Below are 21,451 nucleotides of genomic sequence, written 5' to 3'. Positions count from 1 at the left end.
AGCGTTGGACCGCACAAAACCCAAAACCTGCGAAAGCGAAACAGACAGATACAAAAAGCCCGGCATCAAGCCGGGCTTTTTGAATGGTCACTCAGAATCAGTGACGCTTGTGACCCTTCGCCAGGTTGCTGCCTACACCGCCACCCAACGCACCGCCCAAACCAGCGCCGATGGTGGAACCGGTCTTGCCGCCCAGGCTGTTGCCGATCACCGAACCACCGGCGGCACCCACGCCACCGCCGATCGCGGCTTTGGTGCGGCTGCCTTTACGCGCAGCTACAGCACTGCCGGCTGCGCCCGCGACACCGGCACCAATCGCAGCGCCCGTGCTGCCGCCCATGCTTTGGCCGACCACATTACCCAGCGCGCCACCCAGACCGCCGCCCAGCGCGGCCGTGCCGTCGCCAGCAGCCATTGCACCTTGAGCAACCAGAAGCCCCAGAACCAGGGCGGGCAGTGTTAAACGCATGACAAGAACCTCAAAAATAGGGGGAAATCAAAAAGGGCCGAGATTGAATGCTTTAGCGGCGAGAAAGTCCAGACGTACGGAGCCAACCTCACCAGTGGCGACGGTTGGACAGCGTTTATGGAAAAGGTTTTATGACAGGCAAAAAAAAGCCCGCTGGGGAGACGGGCCAGGTGTTGCTTTCTAACGGATGAGTTGAGCCTACGCAAGACGTTGTGAAAACTTTGTGAAAAAAACACCTCACCCAAAAACCTGCCAGCCATAAAAAACCCCGCTTGATAACGGGGTCCGTGAGTGAGTGATTACTTCCTGACCGGTGCCGCGACCTTGGGCATAAATTTCGCCTTCGGCCCTTGGCGCACCATGGTTTTCATCTTGCCAAGCTTGGCCTGATCGTCACCGAACCCCACTACATACTCGGCCTGGCCGCACCGCACGCAATTGTTGATCGGAAATTCAGAACCGTCGTCTTCGATATACGGATCAGCCATCTTTTCACCCCTCTCAAATGCGGGATCGACACCGGCAAGCCCTATTTGCCCGAAACATATCGATCGCCAAGCTTTTGAGACTAGCCGGTCATTACTGGACTTGTAATTCAGATCAGCCAATGCCCGACGAATGGCTCACACCTTCTCCACCCGTCTCACCGCAATTTAACGGCAGTCCCAGTGACAAACACCACCACCATCCCGCCCTTCCCGGCCGGCATGCTGATCTCATAATCGAGCCCCACCACTGCATCAGCCTGAAGCGCCCGTGCCCGCTCCTTGATCTCGTCCGTCGCCTGAATCCGCGCCTCCTTCAATGCCCGCTCCAATGTCTGGGAGCGCCCACCGAAAAAGTCGCGCATCCCGGCAAACATGTCGCGAATGACGTTCACGCCCTGTACCGACTCGGCACTGACAATGTCCAGGTAAGCGGTGATTTGGCGACCTTCGATGGAATGAGTCGTGGTGGTGATCATTGAATTTCCTTGTTCATGGCGTCACACGCCAGCAGCGTAATGGGATCGTTGGCAACGGAAGGGAGCTAAAACTGAAGAGGAACAAACAACTTTAAAACAACTTGATCAATACCGTCGTGACAGTGGCCACCGTGCCGATCAATCCGATCGCAATGGTCACCGGATACCAGAAAATCTCACACGTCATCTTGCCCGCCTCAGCGTTCAACTTGCGCTGTTCAGCGATCAGCTTGACGATCTCGACATGAACCTTTTCCAGTTCGGCCTGCTTCATGGTGAATGCCTGCATAAGTACCTGCGTCCATTCCGGGATTATGAGGGGTGCGTGACTGCCACTTACCGCTGATTCATTTTGGACCTGGAAGGCCCAGCGTGAACACCCTCCTCCGGAATGGCTTTTTTGAACGCTGGTGTTCAGGAAAGCCCCGCCCTATCTGGGTTTCCTGCACCACTTCCCACACGTCTGTCACGAGTCCTACATCATTTTCAGAAGCGCCTTCAGCGAGACGCTTTGGTGCAGTCACCGGCAATCTCGAAAAAACCAGCACCCAGAAACCACAAAACCCCTGACTTCTTTCGAAATCAGGGGTTCTGGTTACATCGAATTTGGCGGTGAAGGAGAGATTCGAACTCTCGATACAATTTCTTGTATACACACTTTCCAGGCGTGCTCCTTAAGCCACTCGGACACTTCACCGTATCTCTTCAAACATGTTCTGTCTGTCGAGGCGCGCTAATGTAGTCGAAAGCATTTCCGATGGCAAACTTTTTTTGCAGAATTTTCATGCGGTTAGCGATTTAGACGATCCGCGGGTTTCTGGGCATGGCAAACCTGCCAATCTCCGGCCGCGCGCCCTCTTCTTTATAGACGCCAACGCGCAGCAGATCGGGTGGGCGGGCTTGCCCGGCGGGGAAAAGGGTGACTGGCGGGTCAGTCACAGCGCTTTACCTGGCCTACGGCGGTGAGTAACGTCTGCTTCAACTTTCATACAAGGAATAGCGTCATGAGTGAGTTGATTTCCTACCACCTCGAAGACGGTATCGCGACCCTGACCTTGAGCAATGGCAAGGTCAATGCCATTTCCCCGGACGTGATCACTGCGTTTAATGCTGCGCTGGATCAGGCGGTGACTGATCGTGCAGTGGTGATCATTACCGGTACGCCCGGGATTCTGTCGGGTGGTTATGACCTGAAGGTGATGACTTCGGGCCCTAAAGAAGCCGTGGCGCTGGTGACCGCCGGTTCGACCCTGGCCCGTCGTCTGCTGTCGCACCCGTTCCCGGTGATCGTCGCGTGCCCGGGGCATGCGGTGGCCAAGGGGGCTTTCCTGCTGCTGTCGGCGGATTACCGGATTGGCGTCGATGGTCCGTTCAGCATCGGTCTGAACGAAGTGCAGATCGGCATGACCATGCACCACGCCGGCATCGAAATTGCCCGTGATCGCCTGCGTAAATCGGCCTTCCACCGCTCGGTGATCAATGGCGAGATGTTCAATCCTCAGAGCGCAGTGGATGCAGGCTTCCTCGACGTGGTGGTGTCCGCCGAGGAGCTGCAAGGCGCAGCACTCGCAGCGGCGCGCCAGTTGAAGAAGATCAACATGACGGCGCACAAGAACACCAAACTGAAAGTGCGCAAGGCGCTGCTGGAAACCCTGGACAACGCAATCATCCTGGATCAGGAGCATATGGGTTAACGCAAACCAACGCTTTACCGAAAAGCCCGACCGTCGTGTCGGGCTTTTTCTTACACACCCTATGGAAAAGTCTGCAACCGCTCTAGGACAGCTCTGACCAATAAGTCGGAAACATGCGCTCAAACATCGTCTATCTCCTACCTCTATAGCGGCAATTGCCGAAAACAGTGCACATCCGTACACTGCGCCACCTTTTGTCCCGGTGGGCCCGCTAAATGCTGTTTGTGTTTCGTATGTTATTGATGGGCCTGCACTTTATTCTGGCCGGCGTGCTGGGAGTAATTCTGGGTCTATGCCGCCCCTTCAACCCGGACAACAGCCGGTTGTGCGCGCGTTTATATGCATGGCCGGCGATGTGTATTTTGCGATTGCGGGTGAAAGCAGAAGTCGGTCCGTTGATGGACAAGCCTGAAAGCTGCGTGATCATCGCCAACCATCAGTCCAACTACGACCTGTTCGTGTTCGGTAACGTGGTGCCCCGTCGGACCGTATGCATCGGCAAGAAGAGCCTGAAGTGGGTGCCTTTGTTCGGCCAGTTGTTCTGGTTGGCCGGCAACGTGCTGATCGACCGCGGTAACGCGCACAAGGCACGTCAGTCGATGCTGACCACGACGCACACCTTGCAGCATGAAGACACCTCGATCTGGGTGTTCCCGGAAGGTACGCGCAACCTCGGTGAAGAACTGCTGCCCTTCAAGAAAGGTGCGTTCCAGATGGCCATCGCGGCCGGTGTGCCGATTGTCCCGGTGTGTGTCAGCAGTTACGTCAAACACATGCGATTGAACCGTTGGCGCAGTGGGAACATTCTGATCCGCTCGCTGCCGGCGATTCCTACAGCAGGTTTGAGCCTGGATGACATGCCCATGTTGATCGCCCAATGCCGCGAGCAGATGCGCGAGTGCATCGCTTCGATGGATCGGCAACTGCAAGCCGCGTGAAACGAAACCCGCCCTGTGCGGGTTTTCTTTTGCCTGAAGGTTTTTGCCTGCGAACTCTGCAGATTTCACTGACTCTCAAGCAGCAGACAAGGCTAAGCTGAACACTGCCTGGCCAATGCCACCTGCTAATAAGAAGTGAACCTGAATCATGGGTAGAGTTGTTGCTGCTGCCGTTTACAGCGCTGGTAAGAAAGTCACCAATATCACCCTCGACGAAGGCGCTGCCTGGGCTGCCAAGCCTGGTCACTTTGTCTGGATCGGCCTCGAAGAGCCGAACGCCCAGGAACTGGCCAACCTGCAACGCCAGTTCAACCTGCACGAACTGGCCATCGAAGACGCTCTGGAAAAACACAGTCGACCGAAACTGGAAACCTTCGGCGACGCGTTGTTCATCGTCACGTATTCGCCGATCCGTCATGAAGGCAAGCTGGAGTTCATCGAGACCCATATCTTTGCCGGTAATGGTTACATCATTACCGCCCGCAACGGTCATTCGGCGTCCTACGCTTACGTCCGACAGCGTTGTGAGGCGCGTCCGCTTTTGCTCGAGCATGGGGAAGATTTCGTACTCTATGCCCTCCTCGACTTTGTCATCGAAAACTACCAGCCCGTGGGCGAAGCGATTCATGCCGAGATCGATGAGCTGGAACGCAACGTGTTGTGCAGCGCGCTGAACGAGCATGACATCCAGAAGCTGCATGGCCTGCGCCGCGACGTTCTGCGTTTGCGCCGGTATGCGGCGCCGATGGTGGAGATTGGCGAGGAGTTGCAGAAGCTGAGCTTTCCGTTCATCGACAAGAACATGCGCCCGTACTTCCGCGATGTGCAAATCCATGTGACACGGCAGATGGAAGACCTGACGACCCTGGCGGACATCGCCAGCCAGACCATCGAAGTCGGGGTGTTGCTGGAGGCGTCACGCCAGAGTGTGGTGCAACGCAAGTTTGCGGCGTGGGCGGCGATTCTGGCGTTCCCGACGGCAGTGGCCGGGATCTACGGGATGAATTTCCAGAACATGCCCGAGCTGACCTGGCACTACGGGTATTTCGCGGTGCTGGGGTTTATTGCGGTGGGTTGCGTGAGTTTGTGGGCGAGTTTCAAGAAGTCGGGTTGGTTGTAGCCGAAGCAGGCCCCGCTCCTGCAGGAGCGAGGCCTGTTGGTTTCACACCGCCTGAGGCTTGTGCGCCACAAACCGCATCATCCACTCCGCAACGGTCGTGCCGTGATGCTCATGCTCAAGGCTCGCCATGCCTTTCGAGTAGATCTGCTCGCCGAGCGCTTCCTGACGAATATCCAGCAATGCTCGCGAATAGTCGTGGATGAATTCCGGATGGCCCTGGAAGCACAGCACCTGGTCGTTGATGTGGTACGCGGCAAACGGGCAGAAATCGCTGGAAGCGATGACCGTCGCGTTTTCCGGTAGCGAGGTCACCTGGTCCTGATGGCTGATCAACAACGTCAGCTCTTCGCGCACCGGGCTCATCCACGGCGCCTTGGCCGCCAGTTTGTAGTTGTGGGTGCCGACGCCCCAGCCCTGGGTCGCGCGCTCGCTTTTGCCGCCCAGCAGCAACGCCAGCAACTGATGGCCGAAGCACACGCCCAACAATTTGTCGCCACGTTCGTAGCGGGTCAGCAGGTAAGCCTTGAGGGTTTCGATCCACGGGTCGGTGCCGAAGGAATCGGCCTTGCTGCCCGTGACGAGGTAGGCGTCGAAGGTCTCGTCATCGCTTGGGTATTCGCCCTGCATCACGTTGTAGACGGTGAACTCGGCGGCGATGGGTTGCTGCGAAAACAGACGCTGGAACATCTGCCCGTAACCCTGATATTGATCGACCAGTTCCGGACGCAGGATGTCGGTTTCCAGAATGCAGATGCGTAACGACATAAAAAATACCTGACACGTGATGGGAATAATGCACACCCCAGAGCCTGCCTCGAAACACCGTGACAAGGCAAGCCCGGAGTGCGTCACCGGTCCCTTAAAACGTCTCCCCCTTGGCTGCTTTTTCCAAGAGCAATGCCGGTGGCGCGAACCGCTCGCCGTACTGTTCGGCCAGGTACTGGGCGCGAGCGACGAAATCCTTCACACCGTACTGGTTGATGAACTGCAGCGCGCCGCCGGTCCAGGCCGCAAAACCGATGCCGAAGATCGAGCCGACGTTGGCGTCCGCCGTCGAGGTCAGCACGCCCTCCTCCACGCAACGCACGGTTTCGAGGGCTTGCACGAACAGCAGGCGATCACGCACATCTTTCGGCGAAATCTGCCCGTCGGCTTTCTCGAAACGGTTTTTCAGTTCCGGCCACAGATGTTTCTGGCCGCCGGCCGGGTACTCGTAGAAACCACCTCCCGCGGCTTTGCCCGGACGCTTGAATTCATTGAGCAGCAAGTCAATCACGGCGAACGCCGGGTGCTCAATCAGCGGTTTCCCTTCCGCTTGCAGGTCTTTGGCGGTTTGTTGGCGGATATGGCTCATGAGGCTGAGTGAAACTTCGTCGGAGATCGCCAGAGGCCCGATCGGCATGCCGGCCTTGCGTGCCTCGGTCTCGATCATCGGCGCACTCACGCCTTCGCCCAGCATGGCGATGCCTTCGTTGGTGAAGGTGCCGAACACCCGCGAGGTGAAGAAACCGCGACTGTCGTTAACCACAATCGGGGTTTTCTTGATTTGCAGTACGAAATCGAAACCACGGGCCAGGGTTTCGTCGCTGGTGCGGGCGCCCTTGATGATTTCCACCAGGGGCATTTTTTCCACGGGACTGAAGAAATGCAGGCCGATGAATTTGCCCTGATCCTGCACGGCAGTCGCGAGCCCGCTGATCGGCAAGGTCGAGGTGTTGGAAGCGATCACCGCGTCCGGGCCCACGACTTGCTGGGCGGCTGACGAGACCTTGGCTTTCAGCTCTCGGTCTTCGAACACCGCTTCGATGATCAGGTCGCAACCGGCCAGGTCGGCGTCATGTTCGGTGGTCTTGATCCGCGCCAGCACCGTATCCCGTTGCTCGACGCTCAACTGGCCGCGCGTGACTTTCTTGTCCAGCAACGTCGCCGAATGCGCCTTGCCCTTCTCCGCTGCTGCGAGGTTGATGTCTTTTAGCACCACCTCGATACCGGCCGAGGCGCTGACAAACGCAATGCCGGCGCCCATCATGCCGGCGCCCAGAACCCCCACACGACGCGTCACATAAGGCGCAAACCCTTGAGGCCGGGAGCCGCCCGCATTGATCTCGTTGAGCTGGAACCAGAAGGTGCCGATCAGGTTTTTCGAGATCTGGCCGGTGGTCAATTCGGTGAAATATCGGGTTTCAATCAGGTGCGCCGTGTCGAAATCCACCTGAGCGCCTTCCACCGCCGCGCACAGGATTTTCTCCGGCGCGGGCATGCAACCTTGGGTTTTCGTACGCAGGATCGACGGCGCGATGGCCAGCATCTGCGCGACTTTTGGATGCGACGGTGTGCCGCCGGGAATCTGATAGCCCTTCACATCCCAGCGCTGCACCGCCACCGGATTCGACATGATCCAGGCCCGGGCCTTGGCCAGCAGTTCGTCAGTGTTGGCAGCCAGTTCATTGATCAAACCCGCCTGCAATGCCTGTTGCGGACGGACCTTCTTGCCTTCGAGCAAGTAAGGCAGGGCTTTTTCCAGCCCCAGCATGCGTACCATGCGCACCACACCGCCGCCGCCCGGCAGCAGGCCAAGCGTCACTTCCGGCAAACCGAGCTGCACCGATGGATTGTCCAGCGCCACACGATGATGGCACGCCAGGCAAATCTCCCAGCCACCGCCCAATGCCGCCCCGTTAATGGCGGCGACCACCGGTTTGCCAAGAGTTTCCAGCGTGCGCAACTGGGCCTTCAGCGTCAGCACCATGTCGTAGAACGCTTTGGCTTCAGGTTTGCCGACCTTGATCAGTTCATTGAGGTCGCCGCCGGCAAAAAACGTCTTCTTGGCCGAGGTGATGATGACGCCGGCGATGCTGTCTTTCTCGGTCACCAGCCGGGCCACGCAAGCGGCCATGGCCTCACGGTAAACCGCGTTCATTGTGTTGGCGCTCTGGCCCGGCATGTCGATGGTCAGGAGGACGATCTGGTCCTGGCCTTTTTTGTAGCGAATGGCTTCAGTCATGAAGAGAACTCCTTGGAAGTCAGGGCTCAGAGGCGTTCGATGATGGTGGCAATGCCCATGCCGCCGCCGACGCACAGGGTCGCCAGGCCATAGCGCAGGCGCCGGGTTTCCAGTTCATCGAGCAGCGTGCCGAGGATCGCGCAGCCGGTTGCGCCGAGCGGGTGGCCCATGGCGATGGAGCCGCCGTTGACGTTGACCTTGTCCGGGTCGATGGCCATGTCCTTGATGAATTTCAGGACGACCGAGGCAAACGCCTCGTTAACTTCGAACAAGTCGATGTCTTCGACCCGCAGCCCGGCCTTGGCCAGGGCTTTGCGGGTGGCCGGCGCCGGGCCGGTGAGCATGATCGTCGGGTCGGTGCTGGTGACGGCCGTGGCGACAATCCGCGCCCGAGGCTGCAAGCCCAGCGCGCGGCCCTTGGCTTCGGAGCCGATCAGCATCAACGCGGCGCCATCGACGATTCCGGAGCTGTTGCCGGGTGTGTGCACGTGGTTGATGCGCTCGACATGGCTGTAGACCCGCAACGCGGTCGCGTCGAAGCCCATTTGCCCCATCATTTCGAAACTCGGCTTGAGCTTGCCCAGGCCTTCGAGCGTGGAGTCGGCGCGGATGAATTCATCGTGATCGAGCAGGAGGATGCCGTTCTGGTCCCGCACCGGCACCAGCGATTTGCTGAACGAACCGTCCGCCCGGGCTCGCGCGGCTTTCTGCTGGGAATGCAACGCGTAAGCATCGACATCGTGACGACTGAACCCTTCGAGGGTGGCGATCAGGTCGGCGCCCACGCCTTGCGGGGTGAAATGGCTGTGCAGATTGGTTTCCGGGTCCAGCGCCCACGCGCCGCCGTCGCTGCCCATCGGCACTCGGGACATCGACTCGACGCCACCGACTACCACCAGCTCTTCGAAGCCGGAACGCACTTTCATCGCCCCGAGGTTGACCGCTTCCAGGCCCGACGCGCAGAACCGGTTGATTTGCACCCCCGCCACGCTGACGTCCCAATCGGCCACTTGCGTCGCAGTCTTGGCGATGTCGGCACCTTGATCGCCAACCGGGGTCACGCAACCGAGCACCACGTCATCGACCTGGCTGGTGTCCAGCAAGGTTCGCTCTTGCAGTGCCCGAAGCAACCCGGCGACCAGGTTGACCGGCTTGACGCTGTGCAAGGCGCCATCGGCCTTGCCTTTGCCACGTGGCGTACGTAACGCATCGAAAATCAACGCTTGGGTCATGACGTCCTCGAACCTGACGGTGAAAAAACAGTGCCTTCACCTTATGCCGAGCCACCGCCGATTCAATGACCGCAATGCTCACCCGCGTTGACGGACACGCTCAGACGGACGGTAGTACGCGACCGGATTAACCGTTTCAGGACACCGAGCTGTCTAGCAAAAGGGCGGCAAAGAAGCTGGCAATAGGCCTCATGCCTTTTTTAAAGCTTTTTGAGCGCACTCCATACGAAAGGGATCTAAACCACGCGTGACGCGGGCCCTAAGGTGAACATAGGCGAAGTTGTCGTCGGGTTTTGCCGAGGCGCTCGCTCTACAGGAAGTGCAACGCGCTGCCGTCATGGAGATATGCAGGCAGGCATCAGGAAATAACAAAAAAGGCGGTCAAGCCATGTTCAAACATTCGAAAGTACGTCAAGCCGGGCTCATTCTTTTCGCCACCACGCTGTTGTTGATTTTGCCGAACCTGACGAAGGTGATCGGCTGACTTAAGCGTCACTGCTTACTATCGCCTCATCAAAAATGTGACTGGCTCGCTACCCGGGCCAGCGTGGGTGTGCCAACCTTTGCGGCACTTCCACGACATGGACGGCGATCTTTTGAAAACGCTCATTCTGCTTGGGGCCTTGCTGTTCGGCTCGCCCCTCTATGCCGCACAGCTGAATCTGGAGCTGGGCGCGAACAGTCGCACCTGGCAGACCGAGGAACTGCTCAAGCACCCTCAGGTTCAGACCATCACGATCAACAACGACGTTTCCTACAAACAGGACATGAGCTATCGCGCCGTGCCGCTGGCAGCCCTGTTGACCGGCATCAAGCCAGACGATCACTTGCAAGCCGTGGCGCTGGATGGTTTCGCCGCCGAGCTGGCGGCTGCGCCGTTGCTCAACACCAAGGGCGCGCGGGCCTGGCTGGCGATCGAAGACCCTTCCAAACCATGGCCGGCACTGTCGGCGGGCAAGCCGAGTGCGGGGCCGTTTTATCTGGTCTGGACAGATCCGCAGGCGGGCAACATCAGCCCGGAGCAATGGCCATTTCAGGTCGCCGCGATCAAACGCCTGGCACCGGTGGACGAGCGCTTCCCTGCCCTGCTGCCGGATCCGGCGTTGAAGGCGGACGATCCGGTGAACCTGGGGTTTGCGCTGTTCCAGAAGAATTGCCTGGCGTGCCATCGGCTCAATGGTGCCGGGGATGCGCAGTTCGGGCCGGATCTGAATATTCCGTTTAATCCGACCGAATATTTCGGCGCGGACTTTTTGAAGCGCTACATCCGTGATCCACAGAGTTTGCGGCAATGGCCGCAGGCGAAGATGCCGGGGTTTTCGGCGCAGGTGTTGCCGGATGGGGACCTGGAGAGGTTGGTGGGGTATTTGAAGCACATGGCCGGGCGCAAGACCACGCCCTGACACTATTCCCATGTGGGAGCGAGCCTGCTCGCGATGACGGTGGCACATTCAACATCAATGTGACAGACAGACCGCTATCGCGAGCAGGCTCGCTCCCACAGGTTTTTGCGGCGAACAGACCTATTGTTGCTGGACGGAAATCACCGGCATGGGCGTTGGCGATACAAACACCTTCGCATGCATCTGCTCACACCCGCCGCCCCGGCGCATTCCGCGCACCGGGCAGGCATCCAGGTAATCCAGGCCCACCGCCAGCTTCAGATGACGCTCCGGCCGCGCCAGTTCATTGGTCACGTCAAAGCTGTACCACGCGTCATCCAGCCAGGCTTCCGCCCAGGCGTGACTGGCCAGATGCTCGCAGTCCTCGCTGTACAGATACCCCGACACGTAACGCGACGGAATGCCCAGGCTGCGGGCACAGGCGAGGAACGCGTGGGTGTGGTCCTGGCACACCCCGGCACGCCCGGCAAACGCCTGCGCCGCGCTGGTGTCCACTTCGGTGGACCCCGGCGTGTAGGTCATGTGCGAGTTCAGGCCGTGCATCAAGTCGATCAGCGCCGTGCGATCCCGGCGTTGCTTGCATTCCTTCTCGGCGAACGCGCGCAAGGCTTCGTCGGCTTCGGTCAGGCGGGTGAAACGCAGGAACGGCAGCGCCGATTGGCTCTCGTGCTCGGCTTCACGCAGTTCGTCGATGTCGACCTGGCCACGGGCGCCGATGATGATCGCCTCGTGCGGTTCGTCCATGGTCAGCACGTGCAGGATGTTGCCGAACGGATCGAGTTGCGCGCGCACCGGGCGCGGCAGATCGAGTTGCCAGCTCAGCACGTGCTGGCGCTCGCTGTCGTGTGGGGTCAGTCGCAGGTACTGGATGCTCGCCCGCACCTGATCCTCATAGTGATAGGTGGTCTCGTGGCTAATGGAAAGTCTCATGCAGCCTCCAGGTAGGAACTGTGTATGGCGTTACCCAACTGGCGCACCAGCGGGATGAACTCGGTCAGCCAGGCGTGCAGGCCTTCGTCGAGAATTTCGTTGATGCCGGTGTAGCGCAGGCGCGCGTCCATTTCCGCCGCCAGGCGTTGCGCAGGACGGCCGTTGGCGCCGGGCAACTGGGCGAGGATCTGGTCGATTTCTTCGGTGCAGGCGCGCAAGGAACGCGGGACGTCGGCGCGCAGCAGGAGCAATTCGGCCACATGCCGGGCGCCGGGTGCGTCGCGGTAGATTTCGGTGTAGGCCTCGAACGACGACAACGCCCGCAGCAACGCACTCCACTGGTAATAGGCGTGAGCCGTACCGTCGCTGACGGCTTCAGCCTGATCGCCGGCCATTTCGTAACGGGCGTCGAGCAGGCGCAAGGTGTTGTCGGCCCGTTCGATGAAGGTGCCCAGCCGAATGAAGCGAAACGCGTCGTTACGCATGATCGTGCCGTAGGACGCGCCACGAAACAGGTGGGAACGTTCCTTGATCCACTCGCAAAAACGGCTCATGCCGTAGCGACTCAAACCCTGATCGGCGATCCCGCGAATTTCCAGCCAGGTGGCGTTGATGTTTTCCCACATGTCCGCAGTGATGCGCCCTCGCACCGCATGGGCGCTGGCCCGTGCCGCACCGAGGCAGCTGTAGATGCTGGCCGGGTTGGCCGCGTCCAGGGCGAAAAAGTGCAGCAGCCGTTCGGCGTGCAGTTCGCCGTGGCGCTCCAGGTAATCATCCAGGGTGCCGGTAATCAGCAGCGGCATGGCAAGTTCGTGCAGACCGTCGCCGCGACCATCCTGCGGCATCAGTGACAGCGAGTAACTGATGTCGAGCATCCGGGCGAGGTTTTCCGCCCGCTCCAGGTAACGCGACATCCAATACAAATCCGAGGCAGTTCTACTTAACATGGCAGGCTTCCTTCAATCCTCGACCACCCAGGTGTCCTTGGTTCCGCCGCCCTGGGAGGAATTCACCACCAGGGAGCCTTCACGCAGGGCGACACGGGTCAAACCGCCGGGCACGACCCGGGTTTCGCGGCCAGACAATACAAACGGACGCAGGTCGATGTGGCGTGGCGCGATGCCGTTTTCGACAAAGGTCGGACAGGTCGACAGGGACAACGTCGGTTGCGCGATGTACGCGTGGGGCTTGGCTTTGATCCGCGCGCGGAAAGACTCGATTTCCGCTGCGGTCGCCGCCGGCCCCACGAGCATTCCGTAACCGCCGGAGCCTTGGGTTTCCTTGACCACCAGATCCGGAAGATGGGCCAGTACGTGGGAAAGTTCAGAAGGATTGCGACACTGGAACGTCGGAACGTTCTTCAGGATCGGTTCTTCGTCGAGGTAGAAGCGGATCATGTCGGTGACAAACGGGTACACCGACTTGTCGTCCGCCACCCCGGTGCCGATGGCATTCGCCAGCACCACGTTGCCCGAGCGATAGGACGACAGCAGGCCCGGAACGCCGAGCATCGAGTCCGGGTTGAATGCCAGCGGATCGAGGAACGCATCGTCGAGGCGGCGGTAGATCACGTCGACGGCTTTCGGCCCGTCCGTGGTGCGCATGAACACCTTGTCGTCACGCACGAACAGGTCCGCGCCTTCCACCAGCTCCACGCCCATTTCCCGAGCGAGGAATGCATGCTCGAAAAACGCGCTGTTGAAGCGCCCTGGCGTCAGCACCACCACGCTCGGGTTATCGATCGGGCTGGAGCTTTTCAGGGTGTCGAGCAACAGGTTCGGATAATGGTCGATGGGCGCGATGCGCTGGGCCGAGAACAGCTCGGGGAACAGCCGCATCATCATCTTGCGGTCTTCGAGCATGTAGCTCACGCCGCTGGGTGTACGCAGGTTGTCTTCGAGCACGTAGTACGTGCCGTCGCCATCGCGCACCAGATCGACGCCGGAGATGTGCGAATAGATATCCCGGTGCAGATCCAGCCCTTGCATCGCCAACTGATACTGCTCGTTGGCCAGCACCTGTTCAGCCGGAATGATGCCGGCCTTGATGATGCGCTGCTCGTGGTAAAGGTCGGCGAGGAACATGTTCAACGCCTTGACCCGCTGGATGCAGCCGCGCTCGACAATCCGCCATTCGCTGGCGGGGATGCTGCGCGGAATGGTGTCGAAGGGAATCAGGCGCTCTGTCCCCTGCTCGTCCCCGTAGAGCGTGAAGGTAATCCCGGCCCGATGAAACAGCAGATCGGCCTCGCGTCGCCGTTGGGCCAGAAGCTCGTCAGGCGTTTCGGCCAGCCAACGGGCAAACTCCCGATAATGCGGACGGACCTGGCCGCCGGCATCGTACATCTCATCATAATAGGTGCGGATCATGCCGTACTCCTTGTCACCCGGACTGACAGGCCTTCGCAAGGCCCGTGCCATCGGCATAAACGCTTTGATATCAATCGGTTGGATATTCGATGCGCCAGCACCGCACCATTCCTGTGCGGCAAATGCCCCAACCTGATTGCCCCCGCTTCATTGCGAAGCAATGCTTTCGCCTATCACCAGCATAGTCACAGTTGATTTCACTGCCCGGCCGTCGCTGCGGATAATCCGCACATTCGCTGGAAATGCTCACCGAACTTCCCTTTTAGCCGCCTTGCTCAGGCGGCTTTTTTTTGTTTCGGGATTTGTGGTCTTACGCTAACGCTCCCTGTAGGAGCGAGCCTGCTCGCGAAAAACGTTGGGAAAACCGGTTCATCCAGACAGCACGCGTTATCGTTGACGACCATCGCGAGCAGGCTCGCTCCTACAGGAGGCATGGAAAGCCAGATACTAAAACGGCCAACCCGAAGGTCAGCCGTTAGTGGATGTTGTCGCTGTTCATAGTGTTATGCGAGTCGCCCTCGTACCTCCTGCTTGACGCCCCACCCTTCGATGATGCCGCCCAAAGGCTCGACCACGGCCTCGAAATCCTGCTCAAAGTCGCCGATGCCGTCGTAGGTGGCGTACATCACTTTACTGAGTTCCAGCGCCCAGGCGCCGTCGTCGCGCACGCTGATTTGTGCATTCATGGATTCACCGCAGTAATGCCCTGCCGCTCTGCGTGCCCGCTCCTCGTCCGGGAAAATGGCGTAGAACTCGATGGGATGGAATCTTGAAAAGTCGAAACCGCCTTCTTTCATGCGGCGCAGCACCGAGCTGCTGATGTCTTCTTGATAGGCTGTGCTCATGAAACGTCCTCCTAAAACCGATGGATAGACTTTCCGTACTCCCATCACTTGCAACCGAATGGTGCAAGCAATACGGCAACCAGGTTGCCAATGGGAAACAAGCATGTAGCTGACAAGACCAGACCTTAGCGATCCATTCGCTGATCTCGCTTGCAGAGTAGCCTCAAGTCAGAGGCGCTGCCAAGGCCTGGTTGTTTCACGAAGGTGCCAGAGGTGTATCAGACGGGGGTGATGCCGAGGATTTGTATGCTGTTCTGGGTTTTGAGATTTTTGACGGTGGCGTCAGCAGTCCGCCCTTCCAGATCGTTCAGGTCCAGTTCGGACGCGACCGGTAGAAGCCGTTCCTTGAGCAGTTTGGCGGCGTGCTCGTTGTCCGGGCACTCGTCGCACTCAAAGACTTCATCGACTGTTTCGCCGTGATCATCCACGAAAGTGATTTTCCACTTTTGCATCAGTGCCTCCTCGAACAAACCCGCAAATGGGCTTACACCTATCTGGACTTTTGCCCTGACTGATCGTTCAAATGGATTACCGCTCGCTGACGTATTTCCCTGTAGGAGCGAGCTTGCTCGCGATGGACGTAAACGATAACGCGGGCTGTCTGAAAGCGCGCGGAGTTCTTGAGTTCATCGCGAGCAAGCTCGCTCCTACAAGGGAACGGTTAGTCGTTGCTTGGCTTGTTCACGGCCTGCAGCACGTATTGCGGCAGGGCGAAGGCGCCGATATGGATTTCAGGATTGTAGTAGCGGGTGATGATGCCGCTACCGGCGAAACGCTGTTGCAGGGTTTCGCGGGACAGTTTGCGATAGGCGGTATTGGTGGCGCCCCAGGCAAAGGTCATCGAGCCGCCGATGTAGGTCGGCACGGCCGCCTGATAGAAGTGCCAGTCCGGGAACAGGCTGCGCAGGCGCCCGGCGGTGGTTTTGACTTCTTCGATCTGCATGAATGGCGTGCCGTTCTGCGTCACCAGGATGCCGCCTTCGTTCAGGCAGCGATGGCAGGCCTGGTAGAAGTTTTCCGAAAACAGCACTTCGCCCGGGCCGATCGGGTCGGTGGAGTCGGAAATGATCACGTCGAACTTTTCAGTGGTGGTGGCGACGAAGCGCATGCCGTCGTCGATTACCAGGTTCAGGCGTGGATCCTCGTACGCACCCTTGGAGTGGTTCGGCAGGAATTCCTTGCACATGTCGACCACGGTGCCGTCGATCTCGACCATGGTGATGTGCTCGACGCTGCCATGCTTGGCCACTTCACGCAGCATGCCGCCGTCGCCGCCGCCGATGATCAGCACGCGCTTGGCGCTGCCGTGCGCCAGGATCGGCACGTGGGTGAGCATTTCGTGGTAGATGAATTCGTCGGCTTCGGTGGTCTGGATCACGCCGTCCAGCGCCATCACACGGCCCATGCGCGGGTTTTCGAAAATCACCAGGTGCTGGTGCTCGGTGCGCACTTCGTGCAGCAGTTTTTCCATGCGAAAACGCTGGCCGTAGCCTTCGTAGAGGGTTTCCAGGTACTCGCTGGTTGGGGTGTTGCTCATGGGAAGTGCTCCGATGAATGCGGGTGGCAACGGACGGTTACCCGCCCATGATGGCCAATCGATCAGCTCGATTGCCCGGGAAAGGCGCGCATTCTACGTCGCGGAAGATGACAGGTCGAACCTCAGTTGATGGCCAACACAAAACTGGTAGGAGCTGGCTTGCCAGCGATGCAGACGACGCGGTTCGTCAAATACACCGCGGCGATTTGATCGCTGGCAAGCCAGCTCCTACAGATATCGTGTGGTTGTCGGGAATGGGGTCAGATCCGCACGTTGCCCCGCGGCCCGGCGATGGCCCAGATGATCAGCCCCAGGACCGGCAGCAGCAGGATCAGCAGGACCCAGACAATTTTCATCCCGGTGCTGGCGCCACTTTTCAGCACGTTGATGATTGCCCAGATGTCCAGGGCAAGAATGATCAGGCCGATCAGGCCGTTGAACGTGGAACCCATGGTGTCGCTCCTAAGAGTGGTGTGCAGTCTTAGGATAGACGGCTCTCACCAGGGTTCCGTTTTATTCCATCAAACGTGGATCGCGACTTTCAGGGCTTCCAGCGAAGGCGCGGCGGCGATGCCGACTTCGGCGCAAAGCTCCAGCACACGCGGCACGTCGTTGCCGAAGACCAGCACCACTTGCAGCTCGTCGTCGAGCAACTGGCTGAAGTTCATCAGCGTGTAACCGCCGTTTTCCTTGTTCATGCTGCCCATCTGCACCTGGATGCGATTGAGCGCGGTCAGCGCCTCGGTCTTCGCCAGTTGCTTGGGTTTGATATTGAAATCCACCCCCGGACCAAACGAAGCGACGATCTGTGCGAACAGGTCCACGTAGGTGTCCGCCTGGAACAGCACGGTTTCCGGCAGGCTGCCGACAACGACCCACTCGCCCAACGGAATCGGGAAGGTGTCGTCGTAGTTGATGTCCGGATTGGCGCTCAGAAAAGCTTCGGGATCGGCGTAGGCCTGGGCCGCTTCGTCAGCGACCTTGAGGATTTCGTCTTCGCCCATGCACCCGGAGCTGATTTTGCTGATGAGTTCGACGAGTGCGGCTTTCATGGGGCGGATCCTGTAGCGAGGGAATTTTGAAGGCGCGAAGGATAGCGCATTACGCCCCGCAATTCCTGCGGGAGCACGCTCGGGAATGTTGACGCATATCAAGATCCGTCGCCGAGGGTAGCGGCACAATGCTGGCACCTTGCCAATACTGTTTCCGCTATCAGAGAAAACCTCCATGGGTGCCTGGCTTAGCAACATCTCGCTGAAATACAAATTCTGGGCGGTGAACGCCGTCGCCTTTGTCACGACCTTGCTGTTGGTGCTGTACGCCGTACACCTCGAACAGCAAGCCCGCAGTCATGTGTCACAAGCGTCCGCTCAAGCGCAGGCGCAATTGCTCAGCGCCTGGCCTCCCGGACAACCATTGCCAAAAGTTGAGCTGATAGCACCGGGCCCGAGCCTGAGCCAGGTGTTCGAGGAGCGGTTTGCCAACTACGCGGTCGCCGTGTTCATCCTGATGCTGGCGATGCTTGGCGCGTCGCAATTGTTGATCCGCTTCCTGCTCAGCCAGCTCAACACCTTGAAAGACGTGATGCTGCACGTCGAGAAAACCGGCGACCTGTCGGCCCGTGTGCCGCTGTCCTGCGCTGACGAAGTCGGGCAGATGGCCGGCGCGTTCAACGCCATGCAGGCCGGTTATCAACGCGTGGTAAACACCGTCGCCAACACTGCCCGGCAGCTGGATATCGGCGCGGCGCGGCTGGCGTCGAGCATGAACGAGGTGCGCCACGGCATGCTCGGCCAGCAAAGTGAAACCGATCAGGCCGCCACCGCGATCAACGAAATGACCGCCACCGTTTATCACATCGCCCAGCACGCCGGCGCTACCCGCGACCTTTCGCAATCCGCCGACACCCTGGCCGGCAGCGGCCAGGAAGTGGTGATCCGTGTGCAGAAGTCGATTGCCGGGCTGTCCACCGGCGTTCAGCAAACCGCCGAGATGATTCAGCGCCTGGCCGAGGACAGCCAGAAGATCAACGGCGTGGTCAACGTGATCCACAGCATCGCCGAACAGACCAATCTGTTGGCATTGAACGCGGCGATTGAAGCGGCTCGCGCCGGGGAAATGGGCCGTGGTTTTGCGGTGGTCGCCGATGAAGTGCGCAACCTGGCCAAACGCGTGCAGGCCTCGACCGACGAGATCACCCTGATGGTCTCGGCGTTGCAGGCCGGCACCCGGGACGCGGTGGACTTCATGCAGGAAAGCTCGTTCAAGGCCGACGATTGCGTGCAGCAGGCACAAGAGGCCGGGGTCGCGTTGGTGGAGATCACCGGTGCCGTGGCGCAGATGCGTGAAAGCAATACGCAGATCGCGGTGGCGGCCGAGCAACAGAGCCAGGTGGCGGAAGAAATGAACCGGGCGGTGGTGAGCATCCGCGATGTGACGGAAAACACGGTGCAGCAGACGGTGGATTCGGCGACGACCAGTAATGAGCTGGCGGCGTTGGCCGGGGAGCTGAGCAAGGCCATTGGGCAGTTGAAACTTTGAGGCCCTCATCGCGAGCAGGCTCGCTCCCACAGGGGGTTGAGGTGAGCCACAAATCTTGTGTCCACTAAAGATCCAATGTGGGAGCGAGCCCGCTCGCGATGGCGTCTGTGTGAACTACATCAATTCCGAAAATGACACCTATCACTTCGATAGCCATCCTCGATTCGCCGCCCGCTCACGCGACGCCTATTCTTCAATCATGTGTTCAACACGGATCGAGGATCAGCATCATGGGCAAACGTCACCCCAACCTTCCCGCCTGGCAATGGCGCGCGTACCCGGACAATCACCAGCACCCGGCCAACCTGGTACTGCACCTGATTGCCGTGCCGCTGTTCATCGTGGCGTTTCTGCTGCTGGTGTGCGGGGTGTTCAGCCTGAGCTTCGCGAACCTGGCGATTGGCGTGATCGGCCTGCTCGCGGCCCTGGGTCTGCAACGCCATGGTCACAGCCTGGAGGCGCAAGCCTCCGAGCCGTTCAGTGATCGCAAAGACGCGGTCTCACGCCTGCTGGTCGAGCAGTTCCTGACCTTTCCGCGGTTCTTCCTCAGCGGCGGCTGGTGGCGCGCCTGGCGTGAACGCCACCGCCGTCACTGATCAGGCGAAGACCGTCACCGTCTGCCGGCTCATGGCAATCAACTGACCTTCAGCGTTCCATAATTTCGCGGCGGCATGGCCATAGCCGTCAGCGGCGTATTCGATTTCTACGAGGTATTTGCACCAGTCCAGCGTGCTGAGTTCGAGCACTGGCTGGACGAATTCGATGGTCCAGGTCAGCGTGCTGCCCATCGCGACTTTGGTCAGATGCGGCATCAGCGACGGCGGCCAGGCGTCGACCAGCGCAAGAATATGCGACTCGCTGACCGCCTCTTCCTTCACGTCCCCACGCAAACGCACCCAGCCGCCCATCTCACGGGACTTGTTGCCACTGAACGGCAAGCCGCCGACGGTCCAGCGCATTGCCAGATGACGCATGAACTCCGGGGTCACGCCCTTGACGTAGGGCAGCTCCTGGCACTCATCCCAGTGTTTCATTTCAGGCGCGGGCATGGCGGGCACGGCCACTTCGGACGGTCGCGAGGCGCCGAAGCTGCCCTGGATCAACGTCACCACTTGTCCCTTCTGCATCGCCCGGCCCAGCACCTGGCTGACGGCCTTGCCTTCGCGCAGGACATCGACTTCGAAACTGACCGGCACCTCGGGCTCGACCGGCCCGACAAAGGTGATCGCCAGCGAACGCACGGGGCGATCAGCCGGCACTTTGGCGCGCATGGCTTCGTACTGCAGCGCCGCGACCAGACCGCCGAAGCTGGCCCGCCCTTGCGCCCATTCGGCCGGAATAGACAGCTCCAGTGGCTGATTGCGGACGGCATCGAGAAGATCGGAAAAGCGCATGGCAACCTCAAGGACAGGAAAACGATGACGGGATGTTAACCAGCCCGCGCGGATGGCACAGCGCTTATTCTGGCCAAAGAGGCTGACAGATAGGCCGTTAACTTCCCCCGAACCACTGTGGGAGCGAGCCTGCTCGCGATGGACGTCAACGATAACGCGGGCTGCCTGAATGGATGCGTTGTCCTTGCGTCCATCGCGAGCAGGCTCGCTCCTACAGGGGATTTGTGTTGCTCACAGATTCAGGGTTTGAAGCAGGACACGCTGAGCTTTTCGAGGACTCGGTCGGCCCGGGCTTCGGCTTCGGCCATGGTGGTTTTCCACACGGCCACGCACGGTTGCAGATCGGCCTCTTGCTCGGCCCGGGCCAGCCATTGCCAGCAATCGTGCCAATCGCCCAACGCGCCTTGGGCCGATTTCAACCGGGAGAGGGCCGGTTTCGGCAAGCGATCCAGCTCGGGATAGGCTTCGATGCCATAGCGCACGCGCTTGATCAGCAGCCGCAGACGATGGCGATCATGGGCAGGATCGTGCAGCGCCTCATCGAGTTTTTTCCATTGTTTGCCCAGGCGTTTTTCGATGCGTTTGCTCAACCCCTTGAGCAGCCCCTGACGTTGGGCAGCGCGCAGGAAACGCGGGAAGGCGTCGAAAATCATCAGCAACTGCGCCAGCTCAGTGCTCGCGGCAACCGCCGGGTAAGCCTCGGCCATTTGCGCCATGCGCCGTTGCGCCGCCTCGGGTTGACCGTGCTCGAGCAAGTACGCCGCCAGCACTTCGCGATCGCGCAACGGCGTGGTCAGTTCACCCACCCGGGATGCCCCGACTTCCAGTTGCTCGACGCCGGGCAAGCCGCGCAATGGCCGCAGCAGACTGCGCAAACGGCGAACCGTGGTGCGCAGGTCGTGCAATGCTTCAGGGTCGGTGCGGGCATTCAAACGGGCCTGACAGGCCAACAAGCGGACTTCCAGGCCCAGGACATGGGCCACCAACCGATTAACCATGGGCTTGACTCCG

The 21,451-nt window shown here is 59.7% G+C and carries 24 protein-coding genes and 1 tRNA gene; 7 read left to right on the top strand and 18 right to left on the bottom strand.

The genetic code is table 11. The annotated features are described in order from the left end of the window. Window positions 1-97: 97 nt before the first annotated feature. The 5 genes from ACF6ZU_RS21415 to ACF6ZU_RS21395 all read right to left on the bottom strand — a co-directional run bounded on the left by ACF6ZU_RS21415 (window position 98) and on the right by ACF6ZU_RS21395 (window position 2,130). Window positions 98-469 carry a hypothetical protein gene (locus ACF6ZU_RS21415; RefSeq protein ID WP_017337435.1) on the bottom strand — a complete coding sequence of 124 codons (372 nt, stop codon included), beginning with the start codon at window positions 467-469 and terminating at the stop codon, window positions 98-100. Between the two features lie 299 nt (window positions 470-768). Beyond that, window positions 769-957 carry a hypothetical protein gene (locus tag ACF6ZU_RS21410; protein WP_392886748.1) on the bottom strand — a complete coding sequence of 63 codons (189 nt, stop codon included), beginning with the start codon at window positions 955-957 and terminating at the stop codon, window positions 769-771. A gap of 155 nt (window positions 958-1,112) precedes the next feature. Continuing rightward, the gene (locus ACF6ZU_RS21405) at window positions 1,113-1,433 is read right to left on the bottom strand and encodes a YbjQ family protein (RefSeq protein WP_392886746.1); all 321 of its coding nucleotides are present in this window, start codon (window positions 1,431-1,433) and stop codon (window positions 1,113-1,115) included. A gap of 91 nt (window positions 1,434-1,524) precedes the next feature. Further along, entirely contained in the window at window positions 1,525-1,707 is a 183-nt protein-coding gene (locus ACF6ZU_RS21400; RefSeq protein ID WP_392893861.1) for a hypothetical protein, read from the bottom strand. Between the two features lie 333 nt (window positions 1,708-2,040). Next, window positions 2,041-2,130, bottom strand: a tRNA-Ser gene (locus ACF6ZU_RS21395). 307 nt (window positions 2,131-2,437) lie between these two features. Between ACF6ZU_RS21395 and ACF6ZU_RS21390 the strand changes: the two genes are divergently transcribed. The 3 genes from ACF6ZU_RS21390 to ACF6ZU_RS21380 all read left to right on the top strand — a co-directional run bounded on the left by ACF6ZU_RS21390 (window position 2,438) and on the right by ACF6ZU_RS21380 (window position 5,185). Next, a complete protein-coding gene (locus ACF6ZU_RS21390) occupies window positions 2,438-3,127 on the top strand; it encodes a crotonase/enoyl-CoA hydratase family protein (RefSeq protein WP_392886744.1) in 690 nt (229 codons plus the stop codon). Window positions 3,128-3,342: 215 nt separating this feature from the next. Further along, on the top strand, window positions 3,343-4,065 hold the full coding sequence (locus ACF6ZU_RS21385; RefSeq protein WP_392886742.1) for a 1-acylglycerol-3-phosphate O-acyltransferase: 723 nt from the start codon (window positions 3,343-3,345) through the stop codon (window positions 4,063-4,065). Between the two features lie 148 nt (window positions 4,066-4,213). Continuing rightward, window positions 4,214-5,185, top strand: coding sequence for a magnesium and cobalt transport protein CorA (locus ACF6ZU_RS21380; protein ID WP_392886740.1), 972 nt, complete (start codon window positions 4,214-4,216; stop codon window positions 5,183-5,185). A 42-nt stretch (window positions 5,186-5,227) separates the two neighbouring features. Here the strand turns inward: ACF6ZU_RS21380 and ACF6ZU_RS21375 are convergent, their stop codons facing one another. The 3 genes from ACF6ZU_RS21375 to ACF6ZU_RS21365 form a co-directional block, all read right to left on the bottom strand. Next, window positions 5,228-5,950, bottom strand: coding sequence for an amidotransferase (locus ACF6ZU_RS21375; protein WP_392886738.1), 723 nt, complete (start codon window positions 5,948-5,950; stop codon window positions 5,228-5,230). A 94-nt stretch (window positions 5,951-6,044) separates the two neighbouring features. Beyond that, window positions 6,045-8,189 carry a 3-hydroxyacyl-CoA dehydrogenase NAD-binding domain-containing protein gene (locus ACF6ZU_RS21370; protein WP_392886736.1) on the bottom strand — a complete coding sequence of 715 codons (2,145 nt, stop codon included), beginning with the start codon at window positions 8,187-8,189 and terminating at the stop codon, window positions 6,045-6,047. A gap of 26 nt (window positions 8,190-8,215) precedes the next feature. Continuing rightward, the gene (locus ACF6ZU_RS21365; RefSeq protein WP_392886734.1) at window positions 8,216-9,421 is read right to left on the bottom strand and encodes an acetyl-CoA C-acetyltransferase; all 1,206 of its coding nucleotides are present in this window, start codon (window positions 9,419-9,421) and stop codon (window positions 8,216-8,218) included. A gap of 280 nt (window positions 9,422-9,701) precedes the next feature. Between ACF6ZU_RS21365 and ACF6ZU_RS21360 the strand changes: the two genes are divergently transcribed. Then, entirely contained in the window at window positions 9,702-9,905 is a 204-nt protein-coding gene (locus tag ACF6ZU_RS21360; RefSeq protein WP_139272994.1) for a hypothetical protein, read from the top strand. A gap of 97 nt (window positions 9,906-10,002) precedes the next feature. Further along, window positions 10,003-10,824 carry a c-type cytochrome gene (locus ACF6ZU_RS21355; RefSeq protein WP_392886732.1) on the top strand — a complete coding sequence of 274 codons (822 nt, stop codon included), beginning with the start codon at window positions 10,003-10,005 and terminating at the stop codon, window positions 10,822-10,824. A gap of 120 nt (window positions 10,825-10,944) precedes the next feature. Here the strand turns inward: ACF6ZU_RS21355 and ACF6ZU_RS21350 are convergent, their stop codons facing one another. The 8 genes from ACF6ZU_RS21350 to ACF6ZU_RS21315 form a co-directional block, all read right to left on the bottom strand. Then, complete coding sequence (locus ACF6ZU_RS21350) at window positions 10,945-11,754, bottom strand: transglutaminase N-terminal domain-containing protein (protein WP_392886730.1); 810 nt, start codon at window positions 11,752-11,754, stop codon at window positions 10,945-10,947. Continuing rightward, window positions 11,751-12,701, bottom strand: coding sequence for an alpha-E domain-containing protein (locus tag ACF6ZU_RS21345; protein WP_392886728.1), 951 nt, complete (start codon window positions 12,699-12,701; stop codon window positions 11,751-11,753). Before ACF6ZU_RS21345 ends, ACF6ZU_RS21350 begins: the two co-directional genes overlap by 4 nt. Window positions 12,702-12,713: 12 nt before the next feature. Then, window positions 12,714-14,123, bottom strand: a complete 1,410-nt coding sequence (locus ACF6ZU_RS21340) for a circularly permuted type 2 ATP-grasp protein (protein WP_392886726.1) — start codon at window positions 14,121-14,123, stop codon at window positions 12,714-12,716. A 503-nt stretch (window positions 14,124-14,626) separates the two neighbouring features. Then, window positions 14,627-14,968, bottom strand: a complete 342-nt coding sequence (locus ACF6ZU_RS21335; protein ID WP_392886724.1) for a ribonuclease E inhibitor RraB — start codon at window positions 14,966-14,968, stop codon at window positions 14,627-14,629. Between the two features lie 218 nt (window positions 14,969-15,186). Continuing rightward, window positions 15,187-15,420: a hypothetical protein gene (locus tag ACF6ZU_RS21330; RefSeq protein WP_392886723.1), complete on the bottom strand. Its 234-nt coding sequence runs from the start codon at window positions 15,418-15,420 to the stop codon at window positions 15,187-15,189. A 209-nt stretch (window positions 15,421-15,629) separates the two neighbouring features. Continuing rightward, on the bottom strand, window positions 15,630-16,505 hold the full coding sequence (gene speE / locus ACF6ZU_RS21325; protein ID WP_392886721.1) for a polyamine aminopropyltransferase: 876 nt from the start codon (window positions 16,503-16,505) through the stop codon (window positions 15,630-15,632). A 260-nt stretch (window positions 16,506-16,765) separates the two neighbouring features. Continuing rightward, on the bottom strand, window positions 16,766-16,957 hold the full coding sequence (locus ACF6ZU_RS21320) for a PLDc N-terminal domain-containing protein (RefSeq protein WP_028622263.1): 192 nt from the start codon (window positions 16,955-16,957) through the stop codon (window positions 16,766-16,768). 69 nt (window positions 16,958-17,026) lie between these two features. Then, entirely contained in the window at window positions 17,027-17,557 is a 531-nt protein-coding gene (locus tag ACF6ZU_RS21315) for a hypothetical protein (protein WP_392886719.1), read from the bottom strand. A 175-nt stretch (window positions 17,558-17,732) separates the two neighbouring features. Between ACF6ZU_RS21315 and ACF6ZU_RS21310 the strand changes: the two genes are divergently transcribed. Continuing rightward, window positions 17,733-19,046 carry a methyl-accepting chemotaxis protein gene (locus ACF6ZU_RS21310; RefSeq protein ID WP_392886717.1) on the top strand — a complete coding sequence of 438 codons (1,314 nt, stop codon included), beginning with the start codon at window positions 17,733-17,735 and terminating at the stop codon, window positions 19,044-19,046. 230 nt (window positions 19,047-19,276) lie between these two features. Further along, on the top strand, window positions 19,277-19,642 hold the full coding sequence (locus ACF6ZU_RS21305) for a terminase (RefSeq protein ID WP_392886715.1): 366 nt from the start codon (window positions 19,277-19,279) through the stop codon (window positions 19,640-19,642). On the opposite strand, the gene ACF6ZU_RS21300 is transcribed toward ACF6ZU_RS21305, so the two are convergent. Further along, complete coding sequence (locus ACF6ZU_RS21300) at window positions 19,643-20,440, bottom strand: acyl-CoA thioesterase (protein WP_392886713.1); 798 nt, start codon at window positions 20,438-20,440, stop codon at window positions 19,643-19,645. A gap of 239 nt (window positions 20,441-20,679) precedes the next feature. Next, window positions 20,680-21,438, bottom strand: a complete 759-nt coding sequence (locus ACF6ZU_RS21295; protein WP_392886711.1) for a CHAD domain-containing protein — start codon at window positions 21,436-21,438, stop codon at window positions 20,680-20,682. Between the last annotated feature and the right edge of the window lie 13 nt (window positions 21,439-21,451).

Source organism: Pseudomonas migulae (assembly GCF_043225285.1).
In the GTDB taxonomy this organism is placed as follows: domain Bacteria; phylum Pseudomonadota; class Gammaproteobacteria; order Pseudomonadales; family Pseudomonadaceae; genus Aquipseudomonas; species Aquipseudomonas migulae_C.
Note: the sequence above shows the minus strand (reverse complement) of the source record. Positions and strands in the feature narration are given on the sequence as shown.

What these genes read in the sequence shown, in the direction of transcription:
- ACF6ZU_RS21415 (WP_017337435.1), bottom strand. Translation starts at nt 469, where the DNA reads ATGCGTTTAACACTGCCCGCCCTGGTTCTGGGGCTTCTGGTTGCTCAA.
- ACF6ZU_RS21410 (WP_392886748.1), bottom strand. Translation starts at nt 957, where the DNA reads ATGGCTGATCCGTATATCGAAGACGACGGTTCTGAATTTCCGATCAAC.
- ACF6ZU_RS21405 (WP_392886746.1), bottom strand. Translation starts at nt 1,433, where the DNA reads ATGATCACCACCACGACTCATTCCATCGAAGGTCGCCAAATCACCGCT.
- ACF6ZU_RS21400 (WP_392893861.1), bottom strand. Translation starts at nt 1,707, where the DNA reads ATGAAGCAGGCCGAACTGGAAAAGGTTCATGTCGAGATCGTCAAGCTG.
- ACF6ZU_RS21390 (WP_392886744.1), top strand. Translation starts at nt 2,438, where the DNA reads ATGAGTGAGTTGATTTCCTACCACCTCGAAGACGGTATCGCGACCCTG.
- ACF6ZU_RS21385 (WP_392886742.1), top strand. Translation starts at nt 3,343, where the DNA reads ATGCTGTTTGTGTTTCGTATGTTATTGATGGGCCTGCACTTTATTCTG.
- ACF6ZU_RS21380 (WP_392886740.1), top strand. Translation starts at nt 4,214, where the DNA reads ATGGGTAGAGTTGTTGCTGCTGCCGTTTACAGCGCTGGTAAGAAAGTC.
- ACF6ZU_RS21375 (WP_392886738.1), bottom strand. Translation starts at nt 5,950, where the DNA reads ATGTCGTTACGCATCTGCATTCTGGAAACCGACATCCTGCGTCCGGAA.
- ACF6ZU_RS21370 (WP_392886736.1), bottom strand. Translation starts at nt 8,189, where the DNA reads ATGACTGAAGCCATTCGCTACAAAAAAGGCCAGGACCAGATCGTCCTC.
- ACF6ZU_RS21365 (WP_392886734.1), bottom strand. Translation starts at nt 9,421, where the DNA reads ATGACCCAAGCGTTGATTTTCGATGCGTTACGTACGCCACGTGGCAAA.
- ACF6ZU_RS21355 (WP_392886732.1), top strand. Translation starts at nt 10,003, where the DNA reads ATGGACGGCGATCTTTTGAAAACGCTCATTCTGCTTGGGGCCTTGCTG.
- ACF6ZU_RS21350 (WP_392886730.1), bottom strand. Translation starts at nt 11,754, where the DNA reads ATGAGACTTTCCATTAGCCACGAGACCACCTATCACTATGAGGATCAG.
- ACF6ZU_RS21345 (WP_392886728.1), bottom strand. Translation starts at nt 12,701, where the DNA reads ATGTTAAGTAGAACTGCCTCGGATTTGTATTGGATGTCGCGTTACCTG.
- ACF6ZU_RS21340 (WP_392886726.1), bottom strand. Translation starts at nt 14,123, where the DNA reads ATGATCCGCACCTATTATGATGAGATGTACGATGCCGGCGGCCAGGTC.
- ACF6ZU_RS21335 (WP_392886724.1), bottom strand. Translation starts at nt 14,968, where the DNA reads ATGAGCACAGCCTATCAAGAAGACATCAGCAGCTCGGTGCTGCGCCGC.
- ACF6ZU_RS21330 (WP_392886723.1), bottom strand. Translation starts at nt 15,420, where the DNA reads ATGCAAAAGTGGAAAATCACTTTCGTGGATGATCACGGCGAAACAGTC.
- speE (WP_392886721.1), bottom strand. Translation starts at nt 16,505, where the DNA reads ATGAGCAACACCCCAACCAGCGAGTACCTGGAAACCCTCTACGAAGGC.
- ACF6ZU_RS21320 (WP_028622263.1), bottom strand. Translation starts at nt 16,957, where the DNA reads ATGGGTTCCACGTTCAACGGCCTGATCGGCCTGATCATTCTTGCCCTG.
- ACF6ZU_RS21315 (WP_392886719.1), bottom strand. Translation starts at nt 17,557, where the DNA reads ATGAAAGCCGCACTCGTCGAACTCATCAGCAAAATCAGCTCCGGGTGC.
- ACF6ZU_RS21310 (WP_392886717.1), top strand. Translation starts at nt 17,733, where the DNA reads ATGGGTGCCTGGCTTAGCAACATCTCGCTGAAATACAAATTCTGGGCG.
- ACF6ZU_RS21305 (WP_392886715.1), top strand. Translation starts at nt 19,277, where the DNA reads ATGGGCAAACGTCACCCCAACCTTCCCGCCTGGCAATGGCGCGCGTAC.
- ACF6ZU_RS21300 (WP_392886713.1), bottom strand. Translation starts at nt 20,440, where the DNA reads ATGCGCTTTTCCGATCTTCTCGATGCCGTCCGCAATCAGCCACTGGAG.
- ACF6ZU_RS21295 (WP_392886711.1), bottom strand. Translation starts at nt 21,438, where the DNA reads ATGGTTAATCGGTTGGTGGCCCATGTCCTGGGCCTGGAAGTCCGCTTG.